The sequence below is a fragment of the Micromonospora sp. NPDC004336 genome (genome assembly GCF_053602615.1).
In genome coordinates, this window is the sequence record NZ_JBSGDY010000005.1 from 1 (window position 1) to 15,576 (window position 15,576).

At 73.7% G+C, this 15,576-nt stretch carries 15 protein-coding genes; 10 read left to right on the forward strand and 5 right to left on the reverse strand.

The features are described from left to right. The first annotated feature begins 216 nt into the window (after nt 1-216). The 4 genes from ACWENR_RS02125 to ACWENR_RS02140 all read left to right on the forward strand — a co-directional run bounded on the left by ACWENR_RS02125 (nt 217) and on the right by ACWENR_RS02140 (nt 4,111). Complete coding sequence (locus tag ACWENR_RS02125; protein WP_452275232.1) at nt 217-1,506, forward strand: sugar ABC transporter substrate-binding protein; 1,290 nt, start codon at nt 217-219, stop codon at nt 1,504-1,506. After that, nucleotides 1,503-2,489: a carbohydrate ABC transporter permease gene (locus ACWENR_RS02130; protein WP_091104047.1), complete on the forward strand. Its 987-nt coding sequence runs from the start codon at nt 1,503-1,505 to the stop codon at nt 2,487-2,489. Before ACWENR_RS02125 ends, ACWENR_RS02130 begins: the two co-directional genes overlap by 4 nt. A gap of 50 nt (nt 2,490-2,539) precedes the next feature. After that, complete coding sequence (locus ACWENR_RS02135) at nt 2,540-3,370, forward strand: carbohydrate ABC transporter permease (RefSeq protein ID WP_452275308.1); 831 nt, start codon at nt 2,540-2,542, stop codon at nt 3,368-3,370. A 99-nt stretch (nt 3,371-3,469) separates the two neighbouring features. Further along, nucleotides 3,470-4,111: an MOSC domain-containing protein gene (locus ACWENR_RS02140; protein ID WP_452275233.1), complete on the forward strand. Its 642-nt coding sequence runs from the start codon at nt 3,470-3,472 to the stop codon at nt 4,109-4,111. 285 nt (nt 4,112-4,396) lie between these two features. Here ACWENR_RS02140 and ACWENR_RS02145 read toward each other — a convergent pair whose 3' ends face one another. The 3 genes from ACWENR_RS02145 to ACWENR_RS02155 all read right to left on the reverse strand — a co-directional run bounded on the left by ACWENR_RS02145 (nt 4,397) and on the right by ACWENR_RS02155 (nt 7,448). After that, nucleotides 4,397-5,332 (reverse strand): phytanoyl-CoA dioxygenase family protein, encoded by a 936-nt coding sequence (locus ACWENR_RS02145; protein ID WP_452275309.1) that lies wholly within the window; start codon nt 5,330-5,332, stop codon nt 4,397-4,399. Between the two features lie 188 nt (nt 5,333-5,520). After that, nucleotides 5,521-6,381 carry a hypothetical protein gene (locus ACWENR_RS02150; protein ID WP_452275234.1) on the reverse strand — a complete coding sequence of 287 codons (861 nt, stop codon included), beginning with the start codon at nt 6,379-6,381 and terminating at the stop codon, nt 5,521-5,523. A gap of 254 nt (nt 6,382-6,635) precedes the next feature. Beyond that, on the reverse strand, nt 6,636-7,448 hold the full coding sequence (locus ACWENR_RS02155) for an enoyl-CoA hydratase-related protein (RefSeq protein WP_452275235.1): 813 nt from the start codon (nt 7,446-7,448) through the stop codon (nt 6,636-6,638). Between the two features lie 19 nt (nt 7,449-7,467). Here ACWENR_RS02155 and hemW point away from each other — a divergent pair, with 19 nt between their 5' ends. Further along, entirely contained in the window at nt 7,468-8,691 is a 1,224-nt protein-coding gene (hemW, locus tag ACWENR_RS02160) for a radical SAM family heme chaperone HemW (protein ID WP_452275236.1), read from the forward strand. A 125-nt stretch (nt 8,692-8,816) separates the two neighbouring features. Here hemW and ACWENR_RS02165 read toward each other — a convergent pair whose 3' ends face one another. Further along, on the reverse strand, nt 8,817-9,491 hold the full coding sequence (locus tag ACWENR_RS02165) for a DUF4870 domain-containing protein (RefSeq protein ID WP_452275237.1): 675 nt from the start codon (nt 9,489-9,491) through the stop codon (nt 8,817-8,819). A 244-nt stretch (nt 9,492-9,735) separates the two neighbouring features. Here ACWENR_RS02165 and hrcA point away from each other — a divergent pair, with 244 nt between their 5' ends. The 3 genes from hrcA (at nt 9,736) to ACWENR_RS02180 (ending at nt 12,762) form a co-directional block, all read left to right on the forward strand. Then, nucleotides 9,736-10,758 carry a heat-inducible transcriptional repressor HrcA gene (gene hrcA / locus ACWENR_RS02170; RefSeq protein WP_452275238.1) on the forward strand — a complete coding sequence of 341 codons (1,023 nt, stop codon included), beginning with the start codon at nt 9,736-9,738 and terminating at the stop codon, nt 10,756-10,758. Between the two features lie 73 nt (nt 10,759-10,831). Next, a complete protein-coding gene (dnaJ, locus tag ACWENR_RS02175; protein ID WP_393002861.1) occupies nt 10,832-11,977 on the forward strand; it encodes a molecular chaperone DnaJ in 1,146 nt (381 codons plus the stop codon). 50 nt (nt 11,978-12,027) lie between these two features. Beyond that, nucleotides 12,028-12,762 carry a 16S rRNA (uracil(1498)-N(3))-methyltransferase gene (locus ACWENR_RS02180; protein WP_452275239.1) on the forward strand — a complete coding sequence of 245 codons (735 nt, stop codon included), beginning with the start codon at nt 12,028-12,030 and terminating at the stop codon, nt 12,760-12,762. A gap of 31 nt (nt 12,763-12,793) precedes the next feature. Here the strand turns inward: ACWENR_RS02180 and ACWENR_RS02185 are convergent, their stop codons facing one another. Next, complete coding sequence (locus tag ACWENR_RS02185) at nt 12,794-13,555, reverse strand: SDR family NAD(P)-dependent oxidoreductase (RefSeq protein ID WP_452275240.1); 762 nt, start codon at nt 13,553-13,555, stop codon at nt 12,794-12,796. Between the two features lie 93 nt (nt 13,556-13,648). Here ACWENR_RS02185 and ACWENR_RS02190 point away from each other — a divergent pair, with 93 nt between their 5' ends. After that, nucleotides 13,649-14,008: a histidine triad nucleotide-binding protein gene (locus ACWENR_RS02190; RefSeq protein WP_350710800.1), complete on the forward strand. Its 360-nt coding sequence runs from the start codon at nt 13,649-13,651 to the stop codon at nt 14,006-14,008. Continuing rightward, the gene (locus ACWENR_RS02195) at nt 14,005-15,381 is read left to right on the forward strand and encodes a serine hydrolase domain-containing protein (RefSeq protein ID WP_452275241.1); all 1,377 of its coding nucleotides are present in this window, start codon (nt 14,005-14,007) and stop codon (nt 15,379-15,381) included. The genes ACWENR_RS02190 and ACWENR_RS02195 overlap by 4 nt, the downstream gene beginning before the upstream one ends. Nucleotides 15,382-15,576: the final 195 nt, after the last annotated feature.

Genomic DNA, 15,576 nt, shown 5'->3' on the forward strand with positions numbered 1-15,576 from the left:
CCCCACACAGCCTGAACCCGAACGGGCGCCCGACCACCAGGTCGGGCGCCCGTTCGTATGGGTACGCCCGGTTCGCCCCGCCGTCGGCTCCCGTCCCGCCCGCCGCTGCGATACCGTCGCCTCTCTTTCGCCGTGCCGTCCACTGTCGTAAAAGAATTTTTCCCACTAAGGTGCGGCGGAGAAGGTTAGTGCCAAGCGGCGCGAGGGAGATGTGGCGTGAACAGGTGGAAGCGGCTGGCCCCGGTCACCGCCGTCGTGGCCTCGGCCGCGATGGTGCTGTCCGGTTGCGGTGGCTCCGATGACGAGAAGGCCGCGGACAACAGCAAGCTGACGGTCTGGATGATGGGCGAGGGAAGCGAGGCGCAGACCAAGTTCCTCGACAGCGTCGAGACCGAGTTCCGGCAGAAGCACCCGGACACCGACGTGGTGGTCCAGTACATCCCCTGGCTGGAGGCGCCGAAGAAGTTCCAGGCCGCCCTCGCCGGCGGTGAGGGGCCGGACGTCACGGAGCTGGGCAACACGGAGACCCAGGGCTGGGCGGCGCAGGAGGCCCTGGCCGACGTCACCGACAAGATGAACGGCTGGACCGAGGGCAAGGACATCCTGCCCGACCTGGTGAAGAACGCCCAGCTCGACGGCAAGCAGTTCGGCGTGCCGTGGTACGCCGGCGTCCGGGCGATGTACTACCGCACCGACTGGTTCGCCGAGGCGGGCGTGAAGCCGCCGACGAACTGGGACGAGCTGGTGGCCGCCGCCAAGACCGTGCAGGCCAAGAAGCCGGGCACCTACGGCATCGCCCTGCCGGGCAACTCGGAGCTGCCCTTCTACTCGTTCCTCTGGGGCGCGGGCGCGGAGATCGCCACCCAGCAGGGCGACAGCTGGAAGTCCGGCTACACCACGCCGGAGGCGCAGAAGGCGGTCAAGTTCTGGACCGACCTGGTGACGGTGCACAAGGTGGCCCCGCCGGCCGCCGCGGGCTGGAACGAGATCGACGCCCGGACCCAGTTCGCCACCGGCAAGGCGGCGATGGCCTTCGCCGGCAGCTGGCAGCAGGGCGCCATCAAGAAGGACAACCCGGAGATCGAGAAGGTGTGGGGCACGTTCCCCATCCCCGGCCCGGACGGCAAGGCCGCGCCCGCCTTCGCCGGTGGCTCCGACATCGCGATCTGGAAGGACAGCGAGCGGCAGAGCCTGGCCTGGGACTACCTGACCGTGCTGCTGAGCAAGAAGAACGACCAGGCCTTCGCCGACAGCCTCGGCTTCTTCCCGGTCTACAAGGACCTCGTCAGCGGCGACAAGTACGCCAGCGACAAGATCATGTCGGCCTTCGCCACCACGATGCAGAACACCAAGCTCACGCCGCTCACCCCGAAGTGGGTGGAGGTCAGCCGCACCAAGACGGTGACCCAGGCGATGAACAGCTCGGTCATGAAGGGTCAGAAGACGGTCGAGAAGGCTACCGCCGACGCGGCCGCGGAGATGGAAAGCATCCTCAACGCCAAGTGACCACGCTGACCGAGGCGCCGGAGGCAGCCGCCGCGCGGGAGACCCCCGCGCGGCGGCGCCGCCGGGTGGACCGCCTGCCCTACCTGCTGCTCCTGCCCTGCCTGGTGATCATCGGCGTGCTGCTGCTCTGGCCGCTCGGCCAGGTGGTGGTGATGTCCTTCCACCAGCTCAACAACGTCCGACAGTTGCGCGGCGACCGCGAGTGGCCGTGGGTGGGCCTGGGCAACTACACCGAGATCCTCGGCGACCCGTTCTTCCTGACGGTGCTGCGCAACACCGTGCTCTTCGCCGTGGCCAACGTGGTGCTCACGATGATCCTCGGCACCCTGGTCGGGCTGCTGCTCAACCGGCTCGGCAAGCGGATGGCCGCCTTCGTGGCCAGTTGCGTGATGCTCGCCTGGGCCACCCCCGCCCTGACCGGCACGATCGTCTGGAAATGGATCTTCGACGACACCAGCGGCCTGGTCACCTGGCTGTTCAACGCGTTGCCGGACGGGCTCTCGCAGAGCCTCTTCGGGCGCAGCGACTGGACCGGGTACGGCTGGTTCAACTCGCCGCTGCTGTTCTTCTCGATCCTGACGCTCGTCGTCGTCTGGCACTCGTTCCCGTTCATCGCGGTCAGCGTGCTCGCCGGGCTCAAGAGCGTGCCGAGCGAGCTGCACGAGGCCGCCCGCGTCGACGGGGCCGGGCCGTGGAAGGTGTTCTGGAAGATCACGTTCCCGCTGCTGCGGCCGGTCTTCGGGATCCTGATCGTGCTCTCCACCATCTGGGACTTCAAGGTCTTCACCCAGCAGTTCGTGCTGGCCGGCGGCACGCAGGACCGGCCGACGTTCATGCTCTCCATCTACTCGTACGCGGAGGCGTTCTCGCCCCCGCCCAAGTACGGGCTCGGCGCGGCGATCGCGGTGATCCTCACCCTGATCCTGCTGGTGGTGACCGGCCTCTACGTCCGCATGGTGCTCAAGCAGGAGGAGGACGCGTGACGCGACCCGAAGGAGGAGGGCGCGTGACGCGACGCGCGGGGGGCGCGGGCGTGAAGCGGCTCGCCCTCAACGGCGCGGGCGTGCTGGTGGCGCTCTTCGCGGCGTTCCCGGTCTACTGGATGATCGCCACGTCGCTGAAGCCGAGTTCGGAGATCTTCTCGTCGACGCCCCGGCCGGTGCCGTCGGAACCGACGCTGGAGCACTACCGGCAGATCCTCACCGGCAACCTGATCCCGGGGGTGACGTTCGCCGACTTCTTCCTCAACAGCGCGCTGGTCGCCGTCTCCACGGTGGTGCTCAGCGGCCTGGTCGCGCTGCTCGCCGCCACCGCCGTGGCCCGGTTCCGGTTCAAGCTGCGGACCTCCTTCCTGATCATGCTGCTGGTGGTGCAGATGATCCCGCTGGAGGCGCTGGTCATCCCGCTGTTCCTGATGATCCAGCGGCTGGGGCTCTACAACACCCTGCCCAGCCTGATCCTCACCTACCTCGGCTTCTCGCTGCCGTTCGCGGTCTGGATGCTGCGCGGCTTCGTCGCGGCGGTGCCGAAGGAGTTGGAGGAGGCCGCCGCCATCGACGGGGCCAGCCGGGCGCAGACCTTCCGGAAGGTCCTCTTCCCGCTGGTGGCGCCCGGACTGGTGGCGACGAGCATCTTCTCGTTCATCACCGCCTGGAACGAGCTGATCTTCGCGTTGACCTTCATCAACGACCAGGACAGCTACACGCTGCCGGTGGCGATGACGTTCTTCTTCGGCCGCGACGACACCGCCTGGGGGCCCGTGATGGCCGCCTCCACGCTGTTCACCCTGCCGGTGATCATCTTCTTCCTGCTGGTGCAGCGGCGGATGGTCTCCGGCCTGGTGGCCGGCGCCGTGAAGGGCTGACCGCGCGCAGGTTCGAGGGCCCCTCGTCGACGCACCCGTCGACCAGGGGCCCTTTCCGCACCCGACGGGGGTGCCCGCCTGCGGACTAGGCTGATCATCATGACGGGCAGGCTGGCATCGGTGAACCTCGGCATCGTGACCGAGGCTGCGTGGGCGGGCGACGCGAGCGGCCGCAGCGGCATCGACAAGCGTCCGGTGGACGGCCCGGTGCTGCTGCGCACCGACGGGGTGGCCGGCGACTTCATCGGCGAGCGCGCCCACCACGGCGGCCCGGAGCAGGCGGTCTACGCGTACGCCGAGGAGGACGCCGGCTGGTGGGCGACCGAGCTCGGCCGCGCCCCGCGCCCCGGCGGCTTCGGCGAGAACCTGACCACGTACGCGGTCGACGTGACGGGCGCCGTGATCGGCGAGCAGTGGGCGGTCGGGTCGGCGCTGCTCCAGGTGACCAAGCCTCGGACGCCCTGCCGGACGTTCGCCGGCTTCTGGGGCGTACCGGACCTGATCAAGCGGTTCACCGTGCGCGCTGCCCCGGGGGCGTACCTGCGGGTGCTGCGGGAGGGGGAGGTCGGCGCGGGCGACCCGGTGGAGGTGGTGGACCGGCCGGCGCACGGGGTGACGATCGGCGAGGTCTTCCGGGCACTGACGCTGGAGCCCGACCTGCTGCCCCGGCTGCTCGACGCGCCCGACCTGCCGGAGAAGATCCGGGACAAGGCCCGCCGCCGGCTCGCCGACCGGAGCTGAAGCGGGCTTCTGGCGGCCCGGCCCCGGACGCCGGCCTCTGGCGGCCCGGCGCTTAGGCCGGCCTTCTGGCGGCCCGGCCCTGACGCCGGCCTCTGGCGGCCCGGCGCTTAGGCCGGCCTTTTGGCGGCCCGGAGCTGAAGCCGGCCGACGCCTGGTTCCGCCGGCCATCGACGGCGGGGCGGGTGTCGGCCGGCACGCACGTGGAAGCGCGGAGACGGGGACGGGCCCCCTCCCACGCGGGAGGGGGCCCGTCCGACTACGCCCGGCCGGAGCCGGGTGAGCGGGTCAGCGGAGCCAGGGGATGTTGCGGTCGAGCAGACCGCGCTGCTTGAGCTCCTTGCGCAGCGGGATCTCGTCGTCGATGTAGCCGTCCCAGTTGATGCCCCAGTAGTTCGCGGTGTGGGTGCCCTCACCGCAGAGCTGGCGCTGCACCGGCGTGCGGTTGGCCCACCACTCGCCGTCCTTGTCGATGTGCAGCTCGTCCAGGGGGCGGATCCACCGGTAGGTGTAGCCGACGAAGAGCATCTTGCGGGTGATGGTCGACAGGTTCGTCGACCGGGAGTGCCACTGGCGGCGGTCGAAGATGAACGCGTCGCCCGGGTTCGCGGTGATCTCCACCGTGCCCTCCGGGTCCGGGTTGTGCACCGAGGTGTCCTCCGGGCGCGGCAGCGAGTTCCACAGGTGGCTGCCCGGGATCACCTTGGTGGCGCCCCGGCCGTTCTCCGACAGGTCGGACAGGACGTAGGCCACCTTCAGCGAGAACATCGGCCGGGGCAGGTTGGGGTCCATCGTCTCCGGGTCGGAGTTCTGCCGGTACCCGTCCTGGTGCCATCCCCAGTACGGCTTCTCCGGCTCGGCCGCCGGCGGGGTGACGTCCAGGTGGTTGTGGTGCGTGTAGATGTTCCAGCCGGCCAGGCCCCACATGTAGGGGAAGGCGATCGGGTGGGTCAGCAGGTCGCCGAAGAGCTCGTCCCGGTCCAGGAAGCCCAGCAGGTGCAGGGTGCCGTCCTTGGTGGTGTTGCCCTTGGCCTGCTCCTCGGCGTAGACGCGGTCGACCGCCGCCTCCAGCGCCGCCCGGTGGTCCTCCGTCAGGACGTTGCGCAGCAGGAGGAAGCCCTGCTCGTGGAACTCCTTGCGGTCGGTGTCACTGATCGGTTCGTAACCGGTCCGGTCGCCGTAGTCGAACACCTCGACGTACCCCTCCCCATGAGGCGAAACCATTGCTGGCACAGGCCGCCGATCGTAACGCGCTGGCTCCGGGGCGGGGTACCGCCGGGCCTGATATGCGACCGTTGTCCGAACCGTGGGGAGCCGGTCGACTACGATGCGTCGCGTCGACGCGCGCTGTCGAGGTTTTTGGCCCGAAATGACGGATTGTGCGGTGACTGCCGGTAAGGAGATCGGGCCCGCTACGCCTCGGCGAAGACCTCGGCCACCACCCGGTCGTCGGTCGCGGGCTCGCCGTCGACCCGGCTCCAGGTGCCGTTGCGGGCGGTCCACTCCAGGCCGCCGAAGCGCACCCGCTTGACGCCGTGGTCGTCCGCGTGGGAGACCAGCCAGTGCGCGTACCGCCAGCCCCGACGCTCGTCGGCGGCCGGAACGGTGAGGCCGGTCAGGTCCGCCGCGCCGACGGCGGCCAGGCCCCAGTCCAGCGACAGGCCGCGGGTCAGCGCGGTCGCCGCCGCGGCCCCGCGCATCGCCGGGTCGCGGCTCACCGTGCAGGCGACCGCGCCGGTGGCGTGCCCGAGCAGGGCCCGGGTCAGCACCTCGGACTCGTCCGCCCACTTCTGGTACGCCTCGGGGAAGGCGGAGCGCTGCACCTTCTGCGCGGCGTCGGTGACCCGCATCCGCTCCCAGCCACGCACCTTTTTGAGCGCGGCGTAGAACCGGTTCGTCGCGTAGCGCGGGTCGCGGATCTGTTCCGCGGTGCCCCAGCCCTGGCTCGGGCGCTGCTGGAACAGCCCCACCGAGTCGCGGTCGCCCCCGGCGAGGTTGCGCAGGCCGGACTCCTGGTACGCGGTGGCCAGCGCCACCACGACGGCCCGGTCGGGCATCTTGCGCTGGATCCCGATCGCCGCGATCGTCGCCGCGTTGGCCATCTGGTCGGCGTCCAGGGCCACCCGGCCGTCCGCCTGCACCGTGCAGGTCCGGCTGGACAGCGGCAGGCGCAGCTGCCCACCCACCTGCCGGATGACGATCCAGATTCCGACCACGGCGACGAGGACGAGGACGACGCCGCCCGTCACGACTGCCCGAGTTCGCACCCACACCCCCTGTTCGACAGCCCGCCAAGCGTACGTCCCCCGTGGTACCCCCAGGGTCGTCCGACCGGTTTCGGTGGCCCCGCCGGCCGCCCGGCCCGCCGGTCCGTGCGCCCGCCGGGGCCCGGCCGGGTGAGCTTCCACGTTCCCCGTTTCCGGCGCGGCCTCACCCGCCGGCCCCGGCGGGCGGACGCGAGAGCCGCCCCGGGCCCGTCCCGGCGCGACGTCGCCCGCCCACGAACGCGACGGCGCCGGCCCGGCGGCTACCGGCCGGCGCCCGCCTCGGCGTCGCCGTCGGCGGCGGGCACCCAGCGTGCCGGCCGCTTCTCCCGGAACGCCAGCACGCCCTCGCGACCCTCCTCGGACAGGAAGTATCCGGTCGAGAGCGTCGACAGCCCGGCGATCTCCTCCCGCAGGTCGGCGGCGGGCCGCCGGCGCAGCAGCTCCTTCGCCCCGGCCAGCGCGCCGGGCGCGCCCCGCACCAGCGAGTCGCAGTATCCGGCGACGGCGGTGGCCAGCCCGTCCGCCGGCACCGCGGCGGTGACCAGGCCGATCTCGGCCGCCCGCCGGCCGTCGAAGGTGTCCCCGGTCAGGTAGAGCTCGGCCGCCGCGCGGGGGTGCAGCAGGGGCAGCACGGTCGCGGAGATGACCGCCGGGATCACCCCGATCCGCACCTCGGTGAAGGCGAACGTCGCCTCCTGCGCGCACACCGCCAGGTCGGCCGCCGCGATCAGGCCCAGGCCGCCGGCCCGGGCCGGCCCGGCCACCTTCGCCACCACCGGTTTCGGGCACTCTCGGACCGCCGCGAGCACGTCGCCCAGCATCCCGGCGGGCACGGTGCCGCTGGCGTACGCGGCGGCCGTCTCCCTCAGGTCCGCTCCCGAGCAGAAGACCGGGCCGGTGTGGTCCAGCACGACCACGCGTACGGCGTCGTCGGCGACCGCCTCGGCGAGGCCGGCCAGCAGCTGGGTCATCAGCGGCGTGGAGAGCGCGTTGCGGTTGTGCGGGCTGTCCAGGGTGAGCGTGGTCACCCCGCGGGCCGTGGCGGCCCGCACGAGCACGTCGGGAGAGGTCATGCCGGGCACACTAGTGGCCATGCCCGGCGTCCTTCCAGAAGGCGAAACCGTCCCCGTCGACGGGTCGCTGCCCGCCACCGCCACCCGCGCCGTCGGCGCGCGGGGCTTCGGCGTGTACGTGCACGTGCCGTTCTGCGCCAGCCGCTGCGGCTACTGCGACTTCAACACGTACACCGCCGCCGAGCTGGGCGGCGGCGCGAGCCGCGAGGGCTACGCCGACACCGTGCTGGCCGAGCTGGCGCTCGCCGGCCGGGTGCTGGGCGACGCCCCGCCGCCCCGGGTCGACACGGTCTTCGTCGGCGGCGGCACCCCGACCCTGCTCCCCGCCGACGACCTGGCCCGGATCCTCGACGGCATCGACCGCGCCTGGGGGCTCGCGCCCGACGCCGAGGTGACCACCGAGGCCAACCCGGAGTCGGTCACGCCGGAGTCGCTGAAGGCGCTGCGGGCCGCCGGCTACACCCGGATCTCGTTGGGCATGCAGTCCGCCGCCCCCGGCGTGCTGGCGATCCTCGACCGCACGCACAGCGCCGGCCGGGCCGTCGCCGCCGCCCGGGAGGCCCGCGAGGCGGGGTTCGACCACGTCAACCTGGACCTCATCTACGGCACGCCGGGGGAGACCGAGGCCGACTTCGCCGCCTCCCTGGACCAGGTCGTCTCCGCCGGGGTGGACCACGTCAGCGCGTACGCCCTGATCGTGGAGGACGGCACCCGGCTCGCCGCCCGGATGCGGCGCGGCGAGCTGCCGTACCCCTCCGACGACGTCGCCGCGGACCGCTACCTCGCCGCGGAGGCCGCCCTCGGCGCGGCCGGTCTCTCCTGGTACGAGGTGTCGAACTGGGCCCGCGACGAGGCGGCCCGCTGCCGCCACAACCTGCTCTACTGGACCGGCGCCGACTGGTGGGGCCTCGGCCCGGGCGCGCACAGCCACGTCGGCGGCGTGCGCTGGTGGAACGTCAAGCACCCCACGACGTACGCGAAGCGGCTGGCCGCCGGCGAGTCACCCGGCCTGGCCCGGGAGGTGCTCACCGCCGACGAGGCGCACATGGAGGACGTCATGCTCCGGCTGCGCCTCGCCTCCGGGCTGCCGCTGGACGCCCTCGACGAGGCCGGCCGGGCCGGTGCGGCGCGGGCGCTCGCCGACGGCCTGCTGGCTGCCCCCGAGTACGCGGCGGGCCGCGCGGTGCTGACCCTGCGCGGGCGGCTGCTCGCCGACGCCGTGGTCCGCGACCTGCTGCCCTGACCGGCGGGCGGCGGAAAGCGGCGCGGCGGGCGGCCGGCGGCCGGGCCGGTGGGCCGCCCCGGGCCGGCGCTCGTCGCGTTGGTGGGACGTGGCCGAGGCCGGCCGGGGGAGCGGCCGGCCCCGGCTCACCTGGTGAAGCTGTAGCTCATCGGGTAGCGGTAGAGGACGCCCTCGTTGGCCTTGACCCCGCCGATGATCCCGAAGATCAGCGGCACGAGCCAGACGAGCATCGGGACGAAGAACAGGATCCCGCAGGTGATCAGGGTGAGCACCCAGCTCAGCACGCTGGCGATCGCCCAGGTGATCTGGAAGTTCAGCGCCGCGACGGCGTGCGCCCGGACGGTCGGCGACTGCTGGCCGCGGGTCATCAGCGCGATGAGCGGCGCCACCCAGCCGAGGAGGCCACCGCCGACGATCACCCCGAGCGCGCCGCCGAAGTGGGCGATCAGGGCCCAGTTCTTGTCGTCGTTGCTGGCGTAGCCGGCGGTGGGCGCGCCGTAGCCGCCGGGCGGATAGCCGCCCGGCGGGGGATAGCCACCCGGTGGGGGGTAGCCGCCCGGTGGGGGATAGCCACCCGGCGGCGGGTAGCCGCCCGACGGCGGGTAGCCGCCCGACGGCGGTTGGTCACCGGCGGGCGGCGGATAGCCACCGGGCGGGGGATAGCCGCCCGGGCCCGGCGCCCCGGACAGTGGTGCGGTGGGTTCGTCGGCGCCGGGCGGGCCGGGAACCCCCGACGGAGCGGCCGGGTCCGGCCGGTCGCCGGGGTCCCCCGCTCCGGGAGGGCGAGGTGGTTCAGTCATGGACGTCACGGTAGGCGCAGCCGGCAAGGCCGCACCAGAGCGACACCGGCCGGGTTGCCGGGATGATCGGCCCTGGCGGCCGCCGCCCCGGCCGGCCGGCGGCCCGCCCCGGACGACCGGTCCAAGGTTGATCATCGCGTGGCCGGGCGCGCCGACGTAGACTGGCACTCGCTACGGACGAGTGCCAGCAGCCCGCCCGGCCCCCGGGGTGCCGGGCCCGACGTGCGACAGGGAGGTGGAAGGGATGGGTCTCGACGACCGCAAGCTCGCCGTGCTGCGCGCGATCGTCGAGGACTACGTCGCCACGCAGGAGCCCGTCGGCAGCAAGGCGCTGGTCGAGCGGCACCAGCTCGGGGTCTCGCCGGCGACCGTCCGCAACGACATGGCCGTGCTGGAGGAGGAGGGCTACATCCGCCAGCCGCACACCAGCGCCGGCCGGGTGCCCACCGACCGCGGCTACCGGCTCTTCGTGGACCGGCTGTCCCGGGTCAAGCCGCTCAGCCCGGCCGAGCGCCGGGCGATCGAGCGTTTCCTGGTCGGGGCGGTCGACCTCGACGACGTGGTGCACCGCACCGTCCGGCTGCTGGCGCAGCTCACCCGGCAGGTCGCCGTCGTGCAGTACCCGTCGCTGGCCCGCTCCTCGGTGCGCCACCTGGAGCTGGTGCCGATCTCCACGACCCGGCTCATGCTGGTCATGATCGCCGACACCGGGCGGGTCGAGCAGCGGCTGGTCGAGCTGCCCGCGCCGATCCCCGCCGAGGACGTGACGGACCTGCGCCGGCTGGTCAACGAGAAGCTGGTCGGCACCCGGCTCTCGGAGACCCCGCCGCTGGTGCAGGCGCTGGTCGACGAGTCGGTGCCGCACCTGCGGCCCGCCATGACCACCCTCTCCACGGTGCTGCTGGAGACGCTGATCGAGCGGCACGAGGAGCGGATCGCGCTGGCCGGGACGGCCAACCTCACCCGCGGCGGGCTGCTCGACTTCCAGGGCTCCCTGCGCCCCATCCTGGAGGCGCTGGAGGAGGAGGTCGTCATGCTCAAGCTGATCGGCGAGGCGGAGCCGAGCACGACGCGGGTGCTGATCGGCGACGAGAACGAGATCGACAACCTGCGCGCCGCGTCGGTGGTCAGCACCGGCTACGGCCCGGGCTCGACCAGCGTCGGCGGGCTCGGCGTGCTCGGTCCGACGCGGATGGACTACCCCGGCACCATCGCCACGGTACGAGCCGTGGCACGCTACGTGGGCGAGCTGCTGGCCCAGAACTGACCAGTCAGGGCCGACGGCCGGCTCCGGCCGACGACCGGCGCAACGCGAGACGAACATGAGGACACGGAACGCAGTGGCCAGGGACTACTACGGCATTCTCGGGGTGAGCCGGGAAGCCTCCGACGACGAGATCAAGCGCGCCTACCGCAAGCTGGCGCGGCAGTTCCACCCGGACGTCAATCCGGACCCGGAGGCACAGGAGAAGTTCAAGGACATCAACGCCGCGTACGAGGTCCTCTCGGACGACCGGAAACGGCAGATCGTCGACCTGGGCGGCGACCCGCTCGCCCCGGGCGGCGGGGGCGCGGGCGGCCCGGGCGGTCCCGGCGGCGCCGGCCCGTTCGTCGGCTTCCAGGACATCATGGACGCCTTCTTCGGCGGTGCGGCCGGCGGCTCGCGGGGCCCCCGACCCCGGACCCGGCCGGGCGCCGACGCGATCCTGCGGCTGGAGCTGGACCTGCACGAGACCGCGTTCGGTGTCGAGGCGCCGATCACCGTCGACACCGCCGTGCTCTGCACCACCTGCTCCGGCGCCGGCACCGCCGCCGGCACCCACCTCGCGACCTGCGAGGCGTGCGCCGGCCGGGGCGAGGTGCAGTCCGTGCAGCGCACCTTCCTCGGCCAGGTGGTCTCCGCCCGGCCGTGCACGGTCTGCCAGGGCTACGGCACCACCATCCCGCACCCCTGCCCGACCTGCGCCGGCGACGGCCGCGTCCGCACCCGGCGCTCGCTGACCGTCAAGATCCCGGCCGGCGTCGAGGACGGCATGCGCATCCGACTGGCCCAGCAGGGCGAGGTCGGCCCGGGCGGCGGCACGGCCGGCGACCTCTACGTGGAGATCCACGAGCGGCCGCACGACGTCTACTCCCGCAAGGGCGACGACCTGCACTGCCGGGTCACCGTGCCGATGACGGCGGCGGCGCTGGGCACGCGGCTGACCATCAAGACGCTCGACAGCGAGGAGACCGTCGACGTCAAGGCCGGCACCCAGCCGGGCAGCACCCTGCGGCTGCGCGCCCGGGGCGTACCGCACCTGCGCGGCACCGGCCGGGGCGACCTCTACGTCCACCTCGACGTGCGCACCCCGACCAAGCTCGACGCCGACCAGGAGCGGATGCTGCGCGACTTCGCCAAGACCCGGGGCGAGGAGGTCGCCGAGCTGACCAAGCAGGGCGGCTTCTTCTCCCGGATGCGCGACGCGTTCAACGGTCACGCCTGACCGGCGGCTCGCCGTCCCCGGCGCCGCCCGGGGCGGCTAGCCTGTTGATCGTGTCCGCACCGCTGTTCCTGGTCGAGTCGCTGCCCACCGCCGACCGGCTGACCCTCGACGGCCCCGAGGGGCACCACGCCGCCACCGTGCAGCGCCTGCGCGTCGGCGAGGAGCTGCTGCTCGCCGACGGGCGCGGCGGCACGGCCGCCGCCGTGGTCACCGCCGTCGGCCGGGGCACCCTCGACCTGGAGATCACCTCCCGGGGGTACGCCGACGCGTCCGTCCCGCGCCTCGTGGTGGTGCAGGGCATCGCCAAGGGCGACCGGGGCGAGCTGGCCGTGCAGGCGATGACCGAGGTCGGGGTCGACGAGATCGTGCCCTGGGCCGCGGCCCGCTCGGTCACCCAGTGGCGCGGCGAGCGGGGCGTACGGGCACGCGAGAAGTGGGCGGCGACCGCCCGGGAGGCCGCCAAGCAGGCCCGCCGTGCCTGGTTGCCCGTCGTGGCCGGCATCCCGGACGAGTCGACCGTCCGGGTCGCGCGCCGGATCGCCGGGGCCGCCGCGGCGTTCGTGCTGCACGAGGGGGCGCAGGAGCGGCTGACCGCCGCCGAGCTGCCCGGCACCGGCGAGATCGTGCTGGTCGTCGGCCCGGAGGGCGGCATCGCCGACGCCGAGCTGGACGCCTTCCTGGCCGCCGGCGCCCGCGCCGTACGGCTGGGCTCCACGGTGCTGCGCACGTCGACGGCCGGCGTGGCCGCCCTCTCGGTGCTCGCCACCCGCCTCGACCGCTGGTGACCGGGCCCCGCCGGCCGGGCGCGACGGACGGTCAGGTGCGCAGGTAGGACGCGCCGTTGAGGTCGACGATGGTGCCCGAGGCCCACTCTGCCCCGGGGCTGGCCAGCCAGTGCACGGCGGCGGCGATCTCCTCGGGGCGGGCCACCCGGTTGAACGGGCTCTGCGCCCGGATCGCGTCGCCCCGCTCGCCGCGCAGGTGCTCGGTGGTCATGTCGGTCTCGACGAAACCCGGGGCGACCGTGGCGACGGCGATGCCGTACGGGGCGAGGGCCACCGCCAGCGACTGCCCGAGCGCGTTCAGCCCCGCCTTGCTGGCCCCGTACGCCGGCTGCTCCGGCTCGCCCCGGAAGGCGCCCCGGGAGGAGACGTTGACGATCCGGCCGCCCCGGTCGCGCATGTGCTGGGCGGCGCACCAGACGACGTTGCCGGCGCCGGTCAGGTTGGTCTCGACCACCTGCCGCCACTGCCGGCGCCACTGCTCGTAGGAGGCGCCGAAGACGGGGTGCGGGGCGTCCCGCTCGCCGTACACGCCGGCGTTGTTGACCAGCACGTCCAGCCCGCCCAGCAGGCCGGCCGCCTCGTCGACCATGGCGCGTACGGCGTCCGGGTCGGTCAGGTCGGCGCGGACCACCACGTGCCCCTCGCCGGGCAGTTCGGCGCGCAGCCGCTCGGCCAGTTCCGCGGAGTCCCGGTGGTGGATCGCCACCCGGTCGCCGCCGGCGGCGAACGCGGTCGCCACCGCCCGCCCGATGCCGCGCGAGGCCCCCGTCACCAGTACCGCCCGTGAAGTCACGCCGGCCATCATGCCGTGCGGGCCCGGAGGGGGCGGCAGGGCCCCTTCCGCCGGCGCGGGCGACGGCAGGCTGCGCTTCCTTACACTGCCCCGATGGGAACCGACTGCCTGTTCTGCCGGATCGTCGCCGGGGAGATCCCGGCCACCGTCGTCCGGGAAACCGCCACCACGCTCGCCTTCCGCGACATCGGCCCGAAGGCGCCCGTGCACGTCCTGGTCATTCCGAAGGAGCACTACGCCGACGTGGCGACCCTCGCCCAGGGCGACCCGGCGCTGGCCGGCGAGGTGCTCGCGACGGCCGCCGCGGTGGCCGAGGACGAGGGGCTGCTCGGCGACGGCTTCCGGCTGATGTTCAACACCGGCGCGTACGGCGGTCAGGAGGTCTTCCACGTGCACGCGCACGTGCTCGGCGGCGCGCCGCTGGGCCCGATGCTGGCCCGGGACCTCGCGTGACGGCGGTCGACGAACGGCTGTCCCGGCTGGTGCGTACGGTCCAGGCGCAGGCCCGGGTGCCGGCGGTCTCGGCGGCCCTGCACCGGGCGGACCGCCCGCTGTGGACGTGCGCGGTCGGCGGCACCGGCAACGACACCGAGCTTGGGCCGGGCACCCGGTTCCGGATCGGCTCGGTCACCAAGACGTTCACCGCCGTGCTGACCCTCCAGTGCCGCGACGACGGCCTGCTCGACCTGGACGACCCGCTGGGCCGCCACCTGGACCTGCCGGCCCACGGCGAGCTGACCGTGCGGCGGCTGCTGTCGCACACCGCCGGCCTGCAACGGGAGCCGTACGGCGACGTCTGGGACACCCTGCGTGCCCCCGACGTCGACGAGTTCGTCGCCGACCTGGCCCGGGCCGAGCGCGTGCTGCCGCCGGGCCGTCGCTACCACTACTCCAACCTCGGCATGGCGCTGCTCGGCCGGCTCGTCGGCCACCTGCGGGGCGGCACCTGGGCGGAGGTGCTCGCCGAGCGGGTGCTGACCCCGCTGGGGCTGGCCGACACCTCGGTGACGCCGGGCCCGGACGCGGCGACCGGCTTCCTGGTCGACGCGTACTCCGACGAGGCGCACCCGGAGCCGCCCACGGACTTCGGGGCGGTGGGGCCGGCGGCACAGCTCTGGAGCACCGCCTCGGACATGGCCCGCTGGGCGGCCTTCCTCGCCGACCCGGCGGCGCTGGACCCGGCGGGCGCGGTGCTCGCCCCGGCGACGCTCGAGGAGATGCGCTGGCCGGCGACGGTCACCGACGAGACGCTCTGGTCGGGCGGCTTCGGGCTCGGGCTGATCCTGGTGCCGCAGGGGAGGCGGATCGTGCACGTCGGGCACGACGGCGCGATGCCCGGCTTCCTGGCCGGTGTCTACGGCCGGCGCGGCGGCGAGGGGACGCCCGGCGCGATGGGCGTGGCGGTGCTCGGCTCCTCCGGCACGGCCGCCGAGGTCCTCGACCTGCCGCACCGGCTGCTGGCCGCCGCCGTCGAGCACGACCCGGCCGACATCGCGCCGTGGCGGCCCGGCCCGCCCGCCCCGCCCGACGTACGCGGGCTGCTCGGCCGCTGGTGGGGCGAGGGCTTCGAGTACGTCTTCTCCTGGCACGACGGCGCGCTGCGGGCCCGGGGCGCGGACGACCCGGCGGGGAAGCCGCCGGCGGTCTTCGCCCCGCTGCCGGACCGGCCCGACGTCTACCGCACCGTCTCCGGCCGCGAGGTCGGCGAGCTGCTGCGGCTCACGCGGGACGAGCGCGGCGCGGTGGTCCGGATGCACTGGGCGACCTACCGGTTCACCCGCGCCCAGGAGACCTTCGACCGGTACGACTTCCGCGCCGGCTCCTGAGCGACCACCGGGACCGGCGGGGTGCGACGGCTCTGCGCGGGCCGTCGCACCCGCCGGGGTGGGCCGTGCCACCGGGCGGGGAAATGGGCGCGGTGCCGCCGCTGTTGAACCGATACGATGGAGCCAACGTCAGTACGCCGCGCCGGCAGGCCCGGCAACGAGATCGAGAGCAGGTGGCGCAGGGCCTTTCGGCCC